Here is an 18,512-nt window from a genome sequence, read left to right as displayed (position 1 = left end):
TCAAATCATCCTCTGAACCGGGGCGCTCCAGGGTTCGGCCCGGCGCGGCAGGGCCATCACCGAGGCACCTGTCGAACGCGCGAGGGGGAGGCGAACCATGGAGCGCCTGGGTACGGGGATCGGCTGGCGGCCGGAGATCGCCGATGCGGTGGCGACACTGCCCGGCCTGGACTGGGTCGAGGTGGTGGCGGAGAACATCTGCCCCGGCCATCTTCCGGAGCCGCTGCTCCGGCTGCGTAAGCGCGGCACCACCGTCGTACCGCATGGCGTCTCTCTGGGACTCGGCGGGGCCGAGCCGCCGGACCCGGCACGGCTCGCCGCCCTCGCGGAGCGGGTGACGACGCTCGACGCACCCCTGGTCAGCGAGCACATCGCGTTCGTACGGGCCGGTGGCCCGCTGACCGCCTCCCCGCGGCTGGAGGCGGGGCATCTGCTGCCGGTCCCCCGCACCCGCGACGCGCTCGACGTGCTGTGCGCGAATGTCCGGATCGCGCAGGACGCCTTGCCCGTACCGCTCGCTCTGGAGAACATCGCGGCACTGATCGCCTGGCCCGGAGAGGAACTGACAGAGGGCGAGTTCCTGGCCGAGCTGGTGGAACGGACGGGGGTTCGGCTCCTGATAGACGTGGCGAACCTCCACACGAACCACGTCAACCGTGGCGAGGACCCGACGGCCGCGCTGGACGAACTGCCGGTCGACGCCATCGCCTACGTCCATGTGGCGGGCGGCGTCGAGAAGGAAGGGGTCTGGCACGACAGCCATGCCCACCCCGTGCCCGAGCCGGTGCTGAATATCCTGGCGGAGCTGTGCGCCCGTACCGAGCCGCCCGGCGTGCTCCTGGAGCGGGACGAGGACTTCCCCGCGAAGGCCGAGCTGGCGGCCGAACTCGACGCGATCCGCACCGTGCTCGCGGACCGGCCGGCCACCGTCGCCGACCGCACGCCACCCGAGGTTCCCCCGGCTAGAGGTCAGGGGCCCACCCCTGGTGGTCCCCCCGCACGGGCCGTCGGGCCCGGGGAGACCACCGCGGCCGGGGCGACCGGCCGACCGGTTGCCCCGGCCGGAGCGAGCGTCGATGCCGCGCGGCAGCGCCTCGCCCTTGCGCAGACCTCCCTGCTCTCCGCACTGGTCGCCGGAACCCCGGCGCCCGAGGGCTTCGACCGGCAGCGGCTGCGCGTGCAGAGCAGAGCGCTGGCCGCCAAGCGTGCCGACGTCGTGGCCAAGGTCGCGCCGGAGCTGCCGGACATTCTGGGGGCGGCCTTCCGCCCCGCGTTCCTCGGCTACGCCCACTCCCGGCCGATGGCCGGCGGCTACCGCCACGACGCCCTCGCCTTCGCCGAGCATCTGCTGGCCCGGACGGCCGAGTCGGCGGGCCCGGCGGCGGACGAGACCGTACGGCGGCGACTGGACGCCTGGTGGCGGGAGCGCTCCGGCCCTGCCCCGCAGCCCCCGAACCGCTTCACCCGACTGCTGCGCACCGCCTTCCGCGCGGGCTGACGCCGCGCGCGATCCCGCTTCCTTCGACCGACCACGGGTCGTGCGAACCGCATGGGGCTCGCCCCCGACACCCGGCCGGTTGATCCCCCGCTCTCCGGCGATCGGTGTGCCGCGATTGCGCGCCGCACGGTCGAGCACGCCGCCGTCACCCCGCGACCACCTCCTCGCAGCGCTCGCCGGGGAAGACAGCCGGGGGCGTACCCCCTGGTGGGAGGCATCCGGGGAGGACGTTCGCCCTCCCGCGAAGGTGGGCCGCACGGGCGCATCGCCCCCGACACCCGAGCCCGGTCCTTTACTTCGGCAGAACCCCAATGAATCGTCCCTTTCAGCCTGTTCATATGAAGGGATGACTCGTGAGAGCAGCAGCGCTGTACGGCACCCTCGGCTCGTTGGTCCTGACCGCACTCACCGCCGCCCCCGCCGGGAGCGCCCCCGTGCCGCGCGTGCCAGGCAGCGGCACCGCTGAGGCACGGGGCGTGTCCGTCGCTTCCGCCCATGCCGCGGAGTCCGGGATCGCCTTCGGCGCCTGCCCCGAGAGCGAGAACCTGCCGAAGCCGGTGGAGTGCGGCAAAGTCGCCGTACCCCTCGACTACGCACGACCCCAGGGCCGGAAGATCTCCCTCACCGTCAGCCGGATCCGCGCCTCCGGAAAGCGCGAGGCACGCCAGGGCGCGCTCGTCTTCAACCCGGGCGGCCCCGGCGCCTCCGGAATGTCCTTCCCGCTGTACTCGCGCCTGAAGGAGTGGCGGCCGCTCGCCGCGGCCTACGACTTCGTCGGGTACGCCCCGCGCGGGGTCGGCCGCTCCGCGCCGCTCTCCTGCCAGGCCCCGGCCGAGTTCATCAAGGCCCCGACCCACTCCCCCACCCACCCCTCCGAGGCGTACAAGCAGCAGCGCAAGCGGCAGGCCAGGGACTACGCCCGCGGCTGTGCACGCCGCGGCGGTGCCGCGCTCCGGCACTTCACCTCGCTCAACAACGCTCGCGACCTCGAGGTGATCCGCGCGGCGCTCGGCGAGCAGCGGCTCAACTTCATCGGGGCCTCGTACGGCACCTACTTCGCGTCGCTCTACGCGGCCCTCTTCCCCGGCCACGTGCGGCGCATGGTCTTCGACAGCGCGGTCAATCCCGATCCCCGCAGGGTCTGGTACCAGATCAACCTCGACCAGTCCCTCGCCTTCGAGACCCGGTGGGCCGACTGGCGCAGCTGGGTGGCCAAGCACGACTCCGTCTACCACCTGGGCCGGACGCCTCAGCAGGTGCAGCGCTCGTACGAGAAGATGCGGGCCCGGATCGAGCGCAAGCCCGCCGGGGGTGTCGTCGGCACGGAACAGCTCCAGGAGGCCTACCTGAAGGTCGGCTACTACGACGGCTACTGGCCGCGCCGTGCCCAGGCCCTGTCGGAGTATCTGCGCGGCAACCCCAAGCCGCTGATCCAGCAGGCAGAGCCGGACGCGAACGCCGCCGTGGAGGAGGAGAACAGCAACGCCGTCTACACCGCGGTCGAGTGCAACGACGCCCCCTGGCCGACGGACTGGCGCACCTGGGACCGGGACAACACCCGGCTCGCCCGAATCGCCCCCTTCGAGACCTGGGACAACGTCTGGATGAACCTGCCGTGCGCCTACTGGACCCTGCCCCGGCAGAAGCCGCTCGACATCCGGACCCGCCCCGGTGCGCTGCCCCCCGTGCTGATCCTGGCCTCCGAGCGGGACGCCGCGACGCCCTACCCGGGCGCCCTCGAACTGCAGCGCAGGCTCCCCGGGTCCTCCCTGGTCACCGAGCGCCGCGCGGGCACCCACGGCATCGCGGCAGGCGAGAACGCCTGCGTCAACCGGCACTTCCGGGCGTATCTGCTGCATGGCCAGACACCGGGGCCGCGTGCGTCCTGCGGGCCGCACGCCGAGCCCTCAACGCGCCAGGACCGAGCGTCGGAGCAGCGCGACCGGCGAGCCGCGCCGAGCCCGGTGGTCTGACGGACGGCGGCGGGCGGTGGCCGATGACCGGTATCGGTCAGGCCAGGCCCGCCACCAGCTCCGCGACCGGCTTGCGGCGGCCCGTGTAGAAGGGGACCTCCTCGCGGACGTGCAGCCGCGCCTCGGAGCCGCGCAGATGACGCATCAGGTCCACGATGCGGTGCAACTCGTCGGCCTCGAAGGCCAGCAGCCACTCGTAGTCGCCGAGCGCGAACGACGCGACGGTGTTGGCGCGCACGTCCGGGAAGCCGCGGGCCATCTTGCCGTGGTCGGCGAGCATCCGCCGCCGGTCCTCGTCGGGCAGCAGATACCAGTCGTACGACCGCACGAAGGGGTACACGCACACGTAGTCCCGGGCGACCTCGTCGGCGAGGAAGGCGGGGACGTGCGACTTGTTGAACTCGGCGGGACGGTGCAGCGCCATGTTCGACCAGACCGGCTCCAGTGCGCGGCCCAGCTTCGTCCGCCGGAAGAGGTTGTACGCCTCCTGCAGTGCGTCCGCCGTCTCCGCGTGCCACCAGATCATGACGTCCGCGTCGGCGCGCAGACCGGACACGTCGTAGGTGCCGCGCACGGTGACGTCCTTCGCGGCGAGCTGCTCGAACAGCTCCTCCACCTCGGAGGCGTACCCGGACCGGTCCTCGGGCAGCACGTCGCGCAGTTTGAACACCGACCACAGCGTGTAGCGGATGACCTCGTTGAGGTCCTTGGCCTTCTTGCCGGCGTTCGAGCCCTTACCGGTTGTCGCAGTTTCTGGAGCAGTCATGTGGCCATTCTCGCGCGCCGCGGGCGGGCGCATGCCGCCAGGGTCTCGTGCCCGGCACGCTGCGCGGCGGCGGTTACCAGGGCGGGCCCCCGAGGAGCTCGTCGGCCGCCGCGTGCGCTCCGGCGATGCACGCCGCGATGCCCACCCCGTCGTACAGGGCGCCGCACACCCGCAGGCCCGGCAGCTTCGCGACCTGGTCACGGATCCGGGCGACCCGGCCGACGTGGCCGACGGCGTACTGCGGCAGTCCGCGGTCCCAGCGGGTGACCCGCGTGGCGACGGGCTCGGCCGCCAGTCCCACCGCCTCCCGGAGGTCATGGCGGGAGACCTCCACCAGATCCAGGTCCTCGCGCTGCAGATCCTCCTCGTCGCCGACCCGCCCGATCGAGGTGCGCAGCACGAAGAGATCCGGGTCGGCTCCCTCGCCCTCGGTGAGCCACGCCCACTTGTGGCTGGAGAAGGTGGCGGCCTTGATCGTGCGCCCGTCGACCGGCGGCACCAGGAACCCGCTGCCCTCCGGTACCCCGGCGACGTCCTGCCTCCGATAGGCAAGGGTGACGAGCGCCATGGAGGCGTACTCCACGGTGGCCAGCTCCGAGGCGGCCGCCGGGGACTCGACGGCCAGCAGCCGCGCGGCGACGGGAGCGGGAACGGCGAGGACGACCGCGTCAGCGCTCAGGCTCCGCGTCCTCCCGGTGTGGTCGTCGACGACCACCTCCCATGCGGACTGCGGGCGCCCATCGCCGTCCCGCCTCGGCGGAGCCGCCACGAACTCCTCGCCATGCCTGCGCTGGAGCTGCCGTACGGACACGCCCGTCGTGATCTCGCCGCCGGCGGCCCGCACGGCGTCGGCCACGGCGAGCGGAAGCCGACCCACACCACCGTCGATGCCCATGAAGACAGTTCCGGTCTGCTGCTGGGCGGCGGTCTCGGTTCCGCCGTCGATGCCCAGTCCCCTCGGTTGCTGCTGAGCAGCCGCCCGCCGCTGGACGTCCAGGACGGCCGCCATCAGTGATCGGTGTGTCCGTGCGGCCTCGAAGAGCTGCGGCACGGCGGCGCGCATCGAGATCCGGTAGGCGTCGCCCGCATACACCCCGCCGAGCAGCGGCTCGACGAGCCGGTCGACGACCTCATGACCGAGCCGGGCGGCCACGTACTCGCCGACGGCGACGTCCTCACCGACGTCCGTGCGCGGCAGCTCCGCATCCTGCGCGATGCGCGCGAGCCCTTCGTCCGAGATCACCCCGGACGCCGCCAGCCGGGCAAGATCCCCGGGCACGCCCATCACATGCCCCTTGGGCATCGGCCGCATCCGCCCCCGGGTCCACAGCGACGCGGTGGTGGTGGCGGGCGGCTGGAGCCGGCCGGACAACCCCACCGCGCGGGCGAGCTCCACGGCCTCCGGCCGCCGCGCGAGCATCGCCTCCGCCCCGAGGTCGACGGGCACGCCCGCGATCTCGCCCGCGTACAGCTTCCCGCCCAGCCGGTCGGACGCCTCCAGCACGGTCACCCGCGCGCCCCCGGCGACCAGCCGGTGCGCCGCCGCCAGCCCGGAGATCCCGCCGCCGACGACCACGACATGGCCCCTGCGGGTGTCCGGCTCTCTCATGCCCCCACTGTCTCAGACCCGGACCGTGTCCCGACCGTGACCCCTTCGGAACCTCCGACCTGCAACGTGCCTCCCCCGCCGCCCGTCCAACGGGCGACAACCGCAACCGCCCTGGGGGGACGAGATGCACAGCCCGACGACGGTACGACGACGCCGACCATTCACCCTGCTCGGGACCGCGATCATGGTCGCAACGCTGGGGCTGACCGGGTGCAGCGCCGGCTCGGACACGACCAGCAGCGGCGTCGCGCAGAGCGATGCCCGGCAGGACAAGGGTGCCGCGCCCGGCCTCGGCCCCGACCGCGCAGCCACCGGGGCCGAGGCGGGGGCCGCCGACGGCAAGCGGCCCGGTGGCCGGACGGACCGGAAGCCGCCGAAGCTCGCCCCGTCCCATGTGATCCGTACGGCCAGGCTGACCGTCCAGGTCAAGGACGTGCCCACGGCCCTGGACGACGCACGGACCACGGCCGAGACCGCCGGCGGCTACGTCGGCGACGAGACGACCGACCGCGACGAGCAGGGACGCGAGCGGTCCCGCGTCGTGCTGCGCATCCCACAGGAGAAGTACGAGAGCGTCCTCGAGGATTTGTCCGGCGCCGGCAAGCTCATCGAGCGCAAGGCCGACGCCAGGGATGTCACGGATCAGGTGGTGGACGTCGAGAGCCGCATCAGGTCCCAGGAGGCCAGCGTCGCCCGGGTGCGGAAGCTGATGGAGCAGGCCACGCAACTGACCGACGTGGTGACGCTGGAGGGCGAGTTGAGCACCCGCCAGGCCGAGTTGGAGGCGCTCAAGGCACAGCAGCAGTCGCTGGCGGACCGGACCGCCATGTCGACCATCACCCTGGTCCTCTCCGAGAGCGAGGTGAAGCCGAAGCCGCAGGGCGACGACGAGACGTCCTTCACGGATGCCCTGGCCGGGGGCTGGGACGCGTTCGTGACGACACTGCGGTGGATCGCGGTGGCGGTCGGAGCGGTGCTGCCGTTCGCCGTGGCGCTGACGCTGCTGGGGCTGATCTGGCGGGCGGCACGGAGCAGGCTGCCCCGGCGTACCACGGCACCGCGCGGTACGACGCCTCCGCCGCCCGTCACTGTTCCGGCCCCGCTCGGGGCACCCGACGAGCCCGAGCGTCATACGGAGAAGGGCAGCTGAGCCACCATCGAGTCGACCAGCCGGGCCGGCCACTGCCCTGGGGTACGCCCAGGCGCCGTGAGGGACGGCCACCCATCCGGGTGATAATCGCCCCCATGCCCGAGCTCACCCGGACCGCCCCGACCGCACCCCCGCCGCCGGCCACCCGCCGCGACCGTGCCGCCGCCTCGCTGCGGGCGGCGGCGCCGGCGTTGCTGGCGTACGCCTCGGTGCGCCTGCTGGGCCTGCTGGTCCTGGGCGTGGCGGCGGCCGGCGCCGGGAAGAGCCCGCACACGCTGCTCAGCGCGCGCTGGGACTCCCTGTGGTACGCGCGTGTGGCCACACAGGGCTACGGCTACGAGGTCCAGGTGGCGGACGGCGTCCACTCCAACCTCGCGTTCTTCCCCCTGCTGCCCGCGCTGGAACGGGGGATCTCCGAGGTCCTCCCGCTGAGCGTGCCCGACGCGGGGCTCCTGGTGAGCTGGCTCGCCTCGCTGTTCGCGGCGTGGGGGATCTACGCGATCGGCGCGCGGCTGCACGGGCGGCGCGCGGGCGTCGTGCTCACGGTGCTGTGGGGCGCGTATCCCACTGCCTTCGTCCAGTCGATGGCGTACACGGAGACGCTGTTCACGGCGCTTGCGGCGTGGGCGGTGTACGCCGTGCTCACCGACCGCTGGGTGTGGGCGGGCGCACTGGCGACGCTCGCCGGGCTGACCCGTCCGTCGGCGGCGGCGGTCGTGGCGGCGATCTGGATCCCCGCCGCGGTCGTCCTCGTCCGCGCGTACCGCTCCGGAGCCCGCCCCGGGGACCTGCTGCGCGAGCACGGCCGCATGCTCGCGGGCGTGCTGCTGGCGCCGCTCGGCTGGCTGTCGTACGTCCTGTACGTGGCGGTACGGAACGGAAGCCCGTTCGCCTATTTCGAGGTGCAGCGGCAGTGGGGAAACGGCGTCGACGGAGGGCGGGCCCTGGCGGGCTTCGTCTGGCAGAACCTGACGGCGAACGTCTTCGCCGGGCTGGGGCTGTGCGCGGCGCTGGCGCTCGTCGTCTGGCTGCTCTGGCTGGGGGTACGGCAGGGGCAGCCGCTGCCGCTGGTGGTCTACGCGACGGCGATGGTGGTGATCTCGCTCGTCGGCTCTGGCTACTTCGGCTCGCGCCCGCGCCTGATGATGCCGGCGTTCCCCTTGCTCCTGCCGCCGGCGCTGGCGCTGCTGCGCTTGCGCGCTTCGCGCGCTGCGCTGATCCTCGCCACGGCAGCCCTGGCCTCCGCCGCCTACGGCGCCTGGACCCTCCTGGGCTCCGGCCCACCATGAGGTGTGGTCATTCGTCCCTCCCCCAGCTAACGCTGGGAGGTGCCCCCAGGCGGGACGGGTGGGCACAACCAGCGTTAGCGGTTTGTCTCCGTGTGGACGAAGTCCACGAGGCGCGTCAGGGCGTCAGGGTCCGTCGAGGGCAAGACACCGTGCCCGAGGTTGAAGACATGCCCCGGCAAGCCGCGCGCAGCGTCCAGCACCTCGCGCGCCTTCCCCTCCACCGCCTCGCGCGGAGCGAACAGCACGGCGGGGTCGAGGTTGCCCTGAAGCGCCTTGCCGGGGCCCACCCGGCGCGCGGCCTCGTCCATGGGCACGCGCCAGTCGACTCCGACCACGTCCGCTCCCGCCTCGCCCATCAGTCCCAGCAGTTCACCCGTCCCGACCCCGAAGTGGATGCGCGGCACCCCGTATCCGGCGACCGCGTCGAAGACCTTGGCCGAGGCCGGCATGACGGAGCGGCGGTAGTCGGCCGGAGCGAGCGCGCCGACCCAGGAGTCGAACAGCTGCACCGCCGAGGCACCGGCCTCGATCTGGACCCGCAGGAAGGTCGCGGTGATGTCCGCGAGCCGGTCGAGCAGGTCGGCCCACAGCTGCGGCTCGCCGTACATGAGGGCCTTGGTGTGCTCGTGATTGCGCGACGGACCGCCCTCGACGAGATAGCTGGCGAGGGTGAAGGGGGCGCCCGCGAAGCCGATCAGGGGGGTGGCCCCGAGCTCGTCGACCAGCATGCCGACAGCCTCGGTCACGTACTTCACGTCGTCCGGCTCGAGCGTGCGCAGCCGTTCCAGATCGGCGCGGGTGCGAACGGGCTGCTCGACGACCGGCCCGACACCGGGTTTGATATCGAGGTCGATGCCGATGGCCTTGAGCGGTACGACGATGTCGCTGAAGTAGATCGCCGCGTCGACCTTGTGGCGGCGGACCGGCTGCAGCGTGATCTCGGTGACCAGGTCGGGCCGCATGCAGGAGTCGAGCATGGGGATGCCTTCGCGCACCTTCAGGTACTCGGGCAGCGAGCGCCCGGCCTGCCGCATGAACCACACCGGGGTGAACGGCACCGGCTCGCGGCGGCACGCCTTGAGGAAGGCCGACTCGGCGACTGCTGTGCTGGTCTGCTGCTGGCCCGTCGGGCGGTCGTTGGCGGTCACGCCCAGAATCTTCGCATGCGGTGAGCTCCCGGGTGTCCCTACCCGGCGCGGGCCCGGGTTCCGCCTAGTCTTCCGGGCATGGCTGGGGCTCAGGAACGACTTTCGGACGGCGCTGCGGGCTCGGACGGTACGGAGGGCAGCAGCGCGCCGCTCCCCTTCCGTCAGGCGGTCGAAGCGCTGCGCTCCGCGCGGCTGCGCCCGGAGATGGAGATCGAACCGGCCCGGGCGCCGCAGCGGCTCGCCCCCTTCGCCTACGCCCTGGAGGCAGTGGTCGTCCAGGAGGAACAGGATCTCGCGGACGGGCGGCTCGTCCTGCTGCACGACCCAGCAGGGCACGACGCCTGGAAGGGCACGTTCCGTCTGGTGACGCTGGTACGGGCCGAGACGGAGCCGGAGATGGCGGCCGACCCGCTGCTGCCGGAGGTGTGCTGGTCGTGGCTGATCGGCGCGCTCGAGGCGCGCGGCGCGGCGTACCGGGAGCCGAGTGGAACCGTGACGCTGGCCGGGTCGCACTACTTCGGCAGCCTCGCGAACCGGGCGCCGGCGACGCAGAACGAGATCCGGGCGTCGTGGACCCCGCTCCCGGGGCCGGACGGCGTACCCGACACCGCGGCCCATCTCGCGGCCTGGTGCGAATTGTTGTGTCAGATCGGGGGTCTGCCGCCGGTCGGCAGCGATCCGGCCGTGTTCTCGCTGCCGCGGCGCCGCGGCCCGCGGCCCCGCTGAGTCGCGCCCCCCGCAGCCACCGGTGGACAGGGGTCCCGGCCTCCGCCAGGGGGTGGCCCCCGTGGGCGGGGGGACGCCGTCACGACCGAACGCCTTCGGTCATTCCGTGATCGATCGTGCGTCTGAATTGCCCGAAATGTTACTCACCAAATCGTGATCATTTACTAAAGCCGCCCGGGTTTGCTGCCGAAGGACTCTGTGACCCTTCCCGCATGGATCGCCCGACACCCCGAGGTGTCCCGCCACTTCCCCAGGAGGCCTGGTGTCCGTTCTCCTCGAGCAGCCCGCAAGCCTGGTCGCCTACCGCCCGAACAAGCCGACGGCCATGGTCGTCGTCGCCGACCCCCGCGTTCGCTCCACCGTCACCCGCCACCTGTGGGCCCTCGGTGTGCGGGACGTCATCGAGGCGTCGTCGATCGCGGAGGCCCGCCCCCGGGTCGGCAACCCTCGCGACATCTGTGTCGCCGACGTCCATCTCCCCGACGGCTCCGGGCTCACCCTGCTGTCAGAGACCCGCGCCGCCGGCTGGCCCAACGGCCTGGCGCTCTCCGCCGCGGACGACATCGGCGCCGTCCGGAACGCACTGGCCGGCGGCGTCAAGGGGTATGTCGTCACCGGCACCCGCACCAATCTGGGCATCCCGGGACGCCCGGGCGCGGCACCGGTCGGGGCGGCCGCGGCCCGTATGCAGCGCCGTCCACCCGGCGCTCCCGGGCACCCCGGGGGCTACCGCGAACTGTCCGGACGCGAGGTCGAGGTCCTGCGGCTGGTTGCGGAGGGCCAGTCCAACAAGGCCATCGGCGTCTCGATGGGACTGTCCGCGCTGACCGTCAAGAGCCACCTCGCCCGGATCGCCCGCAAGCTCGGTACCGGCGACCGGGCTGGAATGGTGGCGGTCGCGCTCCGGACCGGCATCATCCACTGACGCCACGGAACGCGCGCGCCCGCCGACGGAACGTTACGTCGGCGGGCGTCTTTGTTCCACAGATACCCTTGACTGGTGACCGACGCCCAAGAGACCGCAGCAGACCGCACACTGCGCATCCCCCGGGAGACCGGAACACCAGCTGTCGCCACCGGCGACCCGGACCTCCAGTCGGCGGCGGTCCCCCTGCTGGAACCGCGCGAGGGCATCCCGCCGGTGACCGCGACTTCCCGAGCCCTGGCCGACGTGGTCACGGCCTTCGCCGCCGGCACCGGCCCGGTCGCCGTCGACGCCGAGCGCGCCTCCGGCTACCGCTACGGTCAGCGCGCGTATCTGGTGCAGCTCCGCCGAGAGGGCGTGGGCAGCGCCCTCATCGACCCGATCGGATGCCCCGATCTGTCCGCGCTGGGCTCCGCGATCGCCGACGCCGAGTGGGTGCTGCACGCCGCCACCCAGGACCTGCCCTGTCTGCGCGACATAGGCATGACGCCGACCCGGCTGTTCGACACCGAGCTGGCCGGACGGCTGGCCGGATTCGCCCGGGTCGGACTGGGGGCGATCGTCGAGAACGTGCTCGGCTACGCCCTGGAGAAGGGCCACTCCGCCGTCGACTGGTCCACCCGCCCGCTGCCCGAACCCTGGCTGCGGTACGCCGCTCTGGACGTCGAACTGCTCATCGATCTGCGCAGCGCGCTGGAGGAGGAGCTGGACCGGCAGGGCAAGCTGGACTGGGCCCACGAGGAGTTCGCGGCCATCGCGGCCGCGCCCCCGGCCCCGCCCCGCAAGGACCCCTGGCGCCGTACGTCCGGCATGCACAAGGTGCGGCGGCGCCGGCAGATGGCCGCCGTACGGGAGTTGTGGAACGTACGGGACCGAATCGCGCAGCGACGGGACATCTCGCCCGGCAAGGTGCTGGGCGACGGGGCCATCGTCGAGGCGGCCCTCGCCCTGCCGGCGAACGCGCAGGAGCTCGCCGCGCTGCCCGGTTTCGGTCATCGCACCGGCCGCAAGCAGCTCGAGCAGTGGCAGGCCGCAATCGACCGCGCCCGCGCCCTCCCCGAGGCGGAGCTTCCGCAACCGAGCCAGCCCGTACCCGGACCTCCGCCGCCACGCGCCTGGGCGGACAAGGACCCGGCGGCGGCCTCCCGGCTCTCAGCAGCCCGAGCAGCCGTCTCGGCACTCGCCGACAGCCTGAACCTGCCGCAGGAGAACCTGATCACGCCGGACACGGTGCGCCGCCTGTGCTGGGAGCCGCCCGCCGAGCCGACGGTGGAGGCGGTCGCCGCCTTCCTCGCCGCCCACGGCGCCCGCCAGTGGCAGATCGACCAGACCGCCCCCCTCCTCACGGGATCCATCTCCATCACGGCGGCATGATCGCACGCTCGCCGCGAAGGCGCTGCTCCGCCCGTCGGCACGGCCCGCCGCGCCTCGGGCTACTGTGATCTGCACCGCTCCGGGCGGCAGGACTGGGCAGCTTGGTTACCCGCAAGTAGCATGAGGCGGAGAGCCGCCGCAGGCAGCCCCGCCTCACAGCCGTCGCCGCACCCGCACCGGAGCGGCCTCCGCGGCGAGCGGCCGCAGTGCCCGTTCCCCATAGGAGGAGAGCCAACGTGCCTCGTACCGCAAGGGACGTCGTTTTCGTCGACGGCGTCCGCACCCCGTTCGGCAAGGCGGGCCCGAAGGGCATCTACCACGAGACTCGGGCCGACGACCTGGTCGTCAAGTGCATCCGGGAGCTCCTGCGCCGCAACCCGGGCCTTCCGCCGGAGCGCATCGACGAGGTCGCCCTCGCCGCCACCACGCAGATCGGCGACCAGGGCCTGACCCTCGGCCGCACCGCCGGCATCCTGGCCGGCCTCCCTCAGTCGGTTCCCGGCTACTCGATCGACCGGATGTGTGCCGGTGCGATGACGGCCGTGACGACCACCGCGGGCTCCATCGCTTTCGGTGCGTACGACCTCGTCGTCGCCGGCGGTGTCGAGCACATGGGCCGCCACCCGATGGGCGAGGGCGTGGACCCGAACCCGCGGTTCGTATCCGAGAAGCTGGTCGACCAGTCCGCCCTGTTCATGGGCATGACGGCGGAGAACCTCCACGACCGCTTCCCGCACCTCACCAAGGAGCGCGCCGACGAGTACGCCGTGCGCAGCCAGGAGAAGGCCGCCAAGGCGTACGCCGACGGCAAGATCCAGGCCGACCTGGTGCCGATCTCCGTGCGTCGCACGAACGCGGAGGCGGGCGAGACGGGTTGGGGCCTCGCGACGACCGACGAGCCCATGCGTCCCGGGACCACGCTGGAGAACCTGTCCGGCCTCAAGACTCCATTCCGTGCCCACGGGCGGGTCACGCCGGGCAACGCGGCCGGTCTGAACGACGGCGCGACCGCCTCGATCGTCGCCGCCGAAGACGTGGCCCGGGAACTCGGCCTGCCGGTCAAGATGCGCCTGGTCGCGTACGCCTTCGCAGGCGTCGAGCCCGAGGTCATGGGCATCGGCCCGGTCCCGTCGACCGAGAAGGCCCTCGCCCAGGCCGGTCTGTCGATCGACGACATCGGTCTGTTCGAGATCAACGAGGCCTTCGCCGTTCAGGTGCTGGCCCTGCTCGACCACTACGGCATCGCCGACGACGACCCGCGCGTCAACCAGTACGGCGGCGCCATCGCCTTCGGCCACCCGCTCGCGTCCTCCGGCGTCCGGCTGATGACGCAGCTGGCGCGGCAGTTCGAGGAGCAGCCGCACGTCCGCTACGGCCTGACCACCATGTGCGTCGGCTTCGGCATGGGCGGCACCGTTATCTGGGAGAACCCGCACTTCGAGGGGACCAAGTGACTACCACCGCAGAGCTTCTCAAGGGAGCCGCCGAGCTCTTCCCCGACGAGGTCGTGACCCAGGCGCACGTACGCCACCTCGACCTCCCCAAGGGTGCCGGCCGCTTCGCACTCATCACGCTGGACAACGGCCTGGACCACACCAAGCCGACCACCTTCGGCCCGCAGTCGCTGGCGAACCTGAACACCGCGCTCGACCAGGTCGAGGCCGAAGCGACGAACGGCGAGATCGTCGGCGCCGGCATCACCGGCAAGCCGTTCATCTTCGCGGTCGGCGCCGACCTCAAGGGTGTCGAGCTGCTGAAGCGCCACGAGGACGCGCTGGCCATCGGCAAGGGCGGCCACGACGTCTTCAAGCGGCTGTCCGCGCTGGCCGTGCCCACCTTCGCGTTCTACAACGGCGCCGCGATGGGCGGTGGCGTGGAGGTCGGTCTGCACTGCACCTACCGCACCGTCTCGGCCGCGCTCCCCGCCTTCTCCCTCCCCGAGGTCTTCCTCGGGCTGGTGCCCGGCTGGGGCGGCTGCGCCATCCTGCCGAACCTCATCGGTGCCGACCGTGCGGTCAGCGTCATCATCGAGAACTCGCTCAACCAGAACAAACAGCTCAAGGGGAAGCAGGTCTTCGAACTCGGGATCGCCGACGCGATCTTCGAGGGCGCCGACTTCCTGGAGCAGTCGCTGATCTGGACGGCGTCGGTGCTGACGGGCGAGACCGAGGTCGTACGGGCCGAGATCGACCGCGGCGAGGCCTGGGACCAGGCCGTGGAACGCGGCAGGTTCATCGCCGACAGCAAGGTGCACGGCGCCGCCCCGGCCGCGTACCGGGCGCTTGACATCATCGCCGCCGCCAAGAACGGCGATCTGCGTCAGGGCTTTGACGCCGAGGACCAGGCGCTGGCCGACCTGATCATGGGCGGCGAACTGCGCAGCGGCATCTACGCCTTCAACCTGGTGCAGAAGCGCGGCAAGCGCCCGGCCGGTGCCCCGGACAAGAGCCTGGCCCGCCCGGTCACCAAGGTCGGCGTCGTCGGCGCGGGCCTGATGGCCTCGCAGCTGGCGCTGCTGTTCGTCCGACGCCTCGAGGTGCCGGTCGTGCTGACCGACATCGACCAGGAGCGGGTGGACAAGGGCGTGGGCTACGTCCACGGCGAGATCGACAAGCTCCTCCTCAAGGGCCGGGTCAACCAGGACAAGGCCAACCGTCTCAAGGCGCTGGTGACGGGCTCCCTCGACAAGGCCGCCGCCTTCGGCGACGCCGACTTCGTCATCGAGGCCGTCTTCGAGGAGATGGGCGTCAAGCAGAAGGTGTTCGCCGAGGTCGAGGCGGTCGTGCCGGAGCACGCCATCCTGGCCACGAACACCTCCTCGCTGTCGGTTTCGGAGATGGCGTCGAAGCTGAAGCACCCCGAGCGGGTCGTCGGCTTCCACTTCTTCAACCCGGTCGCCGTACTGCCGCTGCTGGAGATCGTCCGCGGTGAGAAGACCGACGACGCCTCGCTGGCCACGGCGTTCGCGGTCGCCAAGACGCTGAAGAAGACCGCGGTGCTGGTGAAGGACGCTCCGGCGTTCGTCGTCAACCGCGTGCTGACGCGCTTCCTGGGTGAGGTCCTGGCGTCGATCGACGAGGGCACCCCGGTCGAGGTCGCCGACCGTGCCCTGGCCCCGCTGGGCCTGCCGATGTCGCCGATCGTGCTGCTGGAGCTGGTCGGCCCGGCGGTCGCCCACCACGTGGCGGGCACCCTCAACGCCGCCTTCCCGGACCGCTTCGGCGTCTCCGAGAACCTTGGCCGGATCGTCGAGGCGGGCAAGCGCGCCCTCTACGTCCACGACTCCGGCAAGCCGGAGCTCGACCCCGAGGTCGCCGCGCTCTTCCAGGTCGGGGACACCGTCCTGACGGAGGAGCAGGTCCGCGACCGTGCGCTGGACGCGATCGCGCAGGAAGTCCAACTGATGCTGGACGAGGGCGTCGTCGCGGAGGCCCAGGACATCGACCTGTGCCTGATCACGGGTGCCGGCTGGCCCTTCCACCTGGGCGGCATCACGCCGTACCTGGACCGCGAGGGCGTCTCGGAACGGGTGAACGGCAAGAGGTTCCTGACCCCGGGCGTCGCCAGCGTCCCGGTGTAGTCCCCAGGCCTTCCGGGTCGGCGCCCGCCTGCGATCACCGCAGGCGGGCGCCGTCGCGTTTTCTGCGAAGAGTCCTTCCCGGCGCGTGCTACACGTTCGGAGGATGCATCCGGCTGTGCGACCGGCTGTAGAGGAAGTAGATGATGAACCCGGCGATCATCCATCCGCCGAACCGCACCCAGGTCTCGGCAGGCAACTGGAGCATGAGCCACGTCGAGGCGGCCACCGAAGCGATCGGCAGCCATGGCACCCACGGCGTACGGAAGCCACGGGGCAGATCAGGGCGGGTTCGGCGCAGGACGATCACGGCGATGGCGACGAGGACGAACGCGAAGAGCGTGCCGATGTTCACCAGTGTCGCCAGCTCGGTGATGCTGGTGAAACCCGCGATGATGGCGATGATCACGCCGAGCAGGATCGTCGAACGGTACGGCGTGGCGTAGAGCGGGTGCGTCCTCGAGAAGAACCTGGGGAGGAGCCCGTCGCGGCTCATCGCGAAGAACACCCGGGTCTGCCCGAGAAGCAGGATCATGCACACCGTGGTGAGGCCGACTGCGGCGCCGAAGCTGATGGCGCCCGCATACCAGGGGTGACCGGTCTCCTTGAAGGCGTCGGCGAGCGGGGCGTCGATGCTCAGCTGCCGGTAGTTCTGCATGCCGGTGACGACGATCGACACGGCGACGTAGAGCACGGTGCAGATGAAGAGCGAGCCGAGGATGCCGCGCGGCATGTCGCGCTGCGGATTCCTGGTCTCCTCGGCAGTCGTCGCGACGATGTCGAAGCCGATGAAGGCGAAGAAGACCACGGCGGCAGCGGTGAAGATGCCCTGGACGCCGAAGGTCGTGGGCTCGTAGCCGAACATGTGCTGAATGAGCGGCGCATTCAGACCGGAGCCCCCGACCGTCCCCTCCGCCTCCGGGATGAAGGGGTCCCAATTGTCGACGCGGATGAAGAAGGCCCCCGCGCTGATGACGATCAGCACCACGGTCACCTTGATCGCGACCACGAGTGCGGTGAGGCGGGCAGACAGCTTCACGCCGATGGTCAGGACGACCGTCAGCAGAAGCACCAGCAGGAAGGCGAGGAGGTCGAAGCCGAACCCCGGTGCCGCGTCAGGCCCCTCGAGCGCGTTCGGGAGATGCCATCCGGCATTGTCCATCAGTGAACGCACATATCCGGACCAGCCGACGGCAACGACGGCGGTGCCGAGTGCGAACTCGAGGATCAGGTCCCAGCCGATGATCCAGGCAGTCAGCTCGCCGAGCGTGGCATACGAGAAGGTGTACGCGGACCCGGCCACCGGCACCGTCGAGGCGAACTCGGCGTAGCAGATGGCCGCCAGACCGCACACCACAGCGGCAGCGACGAAGGCGAGGGCCGTCGCGGGGCCCGCCGTGTTCTTGGCGACTGCCCCGGTCAGGACGAAGATGCCGGTGCCGATGATGGCACCGACACCGAAGACCGTGAGGTCGAGCGCAGACAGTGTTCTGCGCAGCCCGTGTTCCGGCTCCTCCGTGTCGAGAATGGACTGCTCGATCGTCTTGGTCCGGAAGAGGCCTCCGGCGCTGCGCTTCGGTTCGGTCGTGGCCACCGCTGCACCTCCATGCTCGCCTGTCCGGCATCGTTCCTGGTACCCGAACGAGCGGGCGCCAGGCGGTGACGCCGCCGCGGGGCCGGATTCACGCGATGGGGTGAGGCGGAGAGAAAATGCGGTGGGCCGGTCGGCGTACCCGTACGGGTTTCCGACCGGCCCCAGTGCGGCAGATGGCGTCAGTCGCGCGCGGCCTCGGCCGGTTCGTCCTCCGCCGGCTCGTCCTCGTACCTGCCGTCCAGTGTGGCGACCAGCCCGGTGACCTGACGGGCGATGTCCGGAGCGGTCAGGCCGATTTCCGCCAGGACCTCCTTACGGGAGGCGTGGTCGAGAAAGCGCGGCGGGATGCCGAAGTCGCGCAGCGGCAGGTCCACGCCCGCGTCGCGCAGTGCCTGGGAGACGGCCGTGCCGACGCCGCCGGCCCGGCTGTTGTCCTCGACGGTGACGACGACCCGGTGCTTTTCGGCCAGCGCGGGGAGCTGCTCGTCGACGGGCTTGACCCAGCGGGGGTCCACCACCGTGGTGGAGATGCCCTGTTTGTCGAGCAGATCGGCGATCTCCAGACACATCGGGGCGAGCGCCCCGACCGAGACCAGGAGCACATCGGGGGCGGCCGTCTCCTCGGCGGGCTTGCGCAGGACGTCCATGCCCCCGATCCGGTCCACGGCCGCGACCGCCGGGCCGACCGCGCCCTTGGAGTAGCGCACGACGGTCGGGGCGTCGTCGACGTCGACGGCCTCGCGCAACTGGGCGCGCAGCTGGTCGGCGTCGCGCGGCGCGGCGATCCGCAGGCCGGGCACGACCTGGAGGATGGACATGTCCCACATGCCGTTGTGCGAGGCGCCGTCGGTGCCGGTGACCCCGGCGCGGTCCAGGACGAAGG

14 protein-coding genes are annotated in these 18,512 nt (G+C 71.8%); 9 read left to right on the top strand and 5 right to left on the bottom strand.

Going from position 1 to position 18,512, the window contains the following annotated elements; all coding sequences use genetic code 11:
• Nucleotides 1-97: 97 nt before the first annotated feature.
• Both ACTWQI_RS27890 and ACTWQI_RS27885 read left to right on the top strand, forming a co-directional pair.
• Nucleotides 98-1,498, top strand: a complete 1,401-nt coding sequence (locus tag ACTWQI_RS27890; RefSeq protein WP_443274585.1) for a multinuclear nonheme iron-dependent oxidase — start codon at nt 98-100, stop codon at nt 1,496-1,498.
• 353 nt (nt 1,499-1,851) lie between these two features.
• Nucleotides 1,852-3,471: an alpha/beta hydrolase gene (locus tag ACTWQI_RS27885; RefSeq protein WP_443274583.1), complete on the top strand. Its 1,620-nt coding sequence runs from the start codon at nt 1,852-1,854 to the stop codon at nt 3,469-3,471.
• 37 nt (nt 3,472-3,508) lie between these two features.
• On the opposite strand, the gene hemQ is transcribed toward ACTWQI_RS27885, so the two are convergent.
• Together hemQ and hemG are read right to left on the bottom strand one after the other, a co-directional pair.
• Nucleotides 3,509-4,237 (bottom strand): hydrogen peroxide-dependent heme synthase, encoded by a 729-nt coding sequence (gene hemQ, locus ACTWQI_RS27880; protein WP_443274581.1) that lies wholly within the window; start codon nt 4,235-4,237, stop codon nt 3,509-3,511.
• A gap of 73 nt (nt 4,238-4,310) precedes the next feature.
• Nucleotides 4,311-5,846, bottom strand: a complete 1,536-nt coding sequence (gene hemG, locus ACTWQI_RS27875; protein ID WP_443274579.1) for a protoporphyrinogen oxidase — start codon at nt 5,844-5,846, stop codon at nt 4,311-4,313.
• A 184-nt stretch (nt 5,847-6,030) separates the two neighbouring features.
• Between hemG and ACTWQI_RS27870 the strand changes: the two genes are divergently transcribed.
• Nucleotides 6,031-6,996: a DUF4349 domain-containing protein gene (locus ACTWQI_RS27870; protein ID WP_443274577.1), complete on the top strand. Its 966-nt coding sequence runs from the start codon at nt 6,031-6,033 to the stop codon at nt 6,994-6,996.
• Between the two features lie 95 nt (nt 6,997-7,091).
• Nucleotides 7,092-8,285, top strand: coding sequence for a glycosyltransferase family 39 protein (locus ACTWQI_RS27865; protein ID WP_443274575.1), 1,194 nt, complete (start codon nt 7,092-7,094; stop codon nt 8,283-8,285).
• A 74-nt stretch (nt 8,286-8,359) separates the two neighbouring features.
• On the opposite strand, the gene hemE is transcribed toward ACTWQI_RS27865, so the two are convergent.
• Nucleotides 8,360-9,433: a uroporphyrinogen decarboxylase gene (hemE, locus tag ACTWQI_RS27860; RefSeq protein ID WP_443274574.1), complete on the bottom strand. Its 1,074-nt coding sequence runs from the start codon at nt 9,431-9,433 to the stop codon at nt 8,360-8,362.
• A 78-nt stretch (nt 9,434-9,511) separates the two neighbouring features.
• On the opposite strand from hemE, the gene ACTWQI_RS27855 reads away from it, so the two are divergent.
• The 5 genes from ACTWQI_RS27855 (at nt 9,512) to ACTWQI_RS27835 (ending at nt 16,038) form a co-directional block, all read left to right on the top strand.
• Nucleotides 9,512-10,159 (top strand): DUF3000 domain-containing protein, encoded by a 648-nt coding sequence (locus tag ACTWQI_RS27855; RefSeq protein WP_443274572.1) that lies wholly within the window; start codon nt 9,512-9,514, stop codon nt 10,157-10,159.
• 262 nt (nt 10,160-10,421) lie between these two features.
• On the top strand, nt 10,422-11,084 hold the full coding sequence (locus ACTWQI_RS27850) for a LuxR C-terminal-related transcriptional regulator (protein WP_443274570.1): 663 nt from the start codon (nt 10,422-10,424) through the stop codon (nt 11,082-11,084).
• A 75-nt stretch (nt 11,085-11,159) separates the two neighbouring features.
• Nucleotides 11,160-12,458, top strand: coding sequence for an HRDC domain-containing protein (locus ACTWQI_RS27845; RefSeq protein ID WP_443274568.1), 1,299 nt, complete (start codon nt 11,160-11,162; stop codon nt 12,456-12,458).
• A gap of 236 nt (nt 12,459-12,694) precedes the next feature.
• Nucleotides 12,695-13,912 (top strand): thiolase family protein, encoded by a 1,218-nt coding sequence (locus ACTWQI_RS27840; RefSeq protein ID WP_443274566.1) that lies wholly within the window; start codon nt 12,695-12,697, stop codon nt 13,910-13,912.
• On the top strand, nt 13,909-16,038 hold the full coding sequence (locus tag ACTWQI_RS27835) for a 3-hydroxyacyl-CoA dehydrogenase NAD-binding domain-containing protein (RefSeq protein ID WP_443274565.1): 2,130 nt from the start codon (nt 13,909-13,911) through the stop codon (nt 16,036-16,038). Before ACTWQI_RS27840 ends, ACTWQI_RS27835 begins: the two co-directional genes overlap by 4 nt.
• Before the next feature lie 88 nt (nt 16,039-16,126).
• On the opposite strand, the gene ACTWQI_RS27830 is transcribed toward ACTWQI_RS27835, so the two are convergent.
• Nucleotides 16,127-17,629 carry an amino acid permease gene (locus ACTWQI_RS27830; RefSeq protein WP_443274563.1) on the bottom strand — a complete coding sequence of 501 codons (1,503 nt, stop codon included), beginning with the start codon at nt 17,627-17,629 and terminating at the stop codon, nt 16,127-16,129.
• A 179-nt stretch (nt 17,630-17,808) separates the two neighbouring features.
• Nucleotides 17,809-18,512, bottom strand: a 704-nt coding sequence (locus ACTWQI_RS27825; RefSeq protein WP_443274562.1) for a transketolase C-terminal domain-containing protein, incomplete at its 5' end; no start/stop codon positions are given.

This window comes from Streptomyces sp. KR80 (genome assembly GCF_052245555.1).
GTDB lineage: Bacteria > Actinomycetota > Actinomycetes > Streptomycetales > Streptomycetaceae > Streptomyces.
The sequence above is the reverse complement of the archived record's forward strand: the minus strand, read 5'-3'. Positions and strand labels throughout refer to the sequence as shown.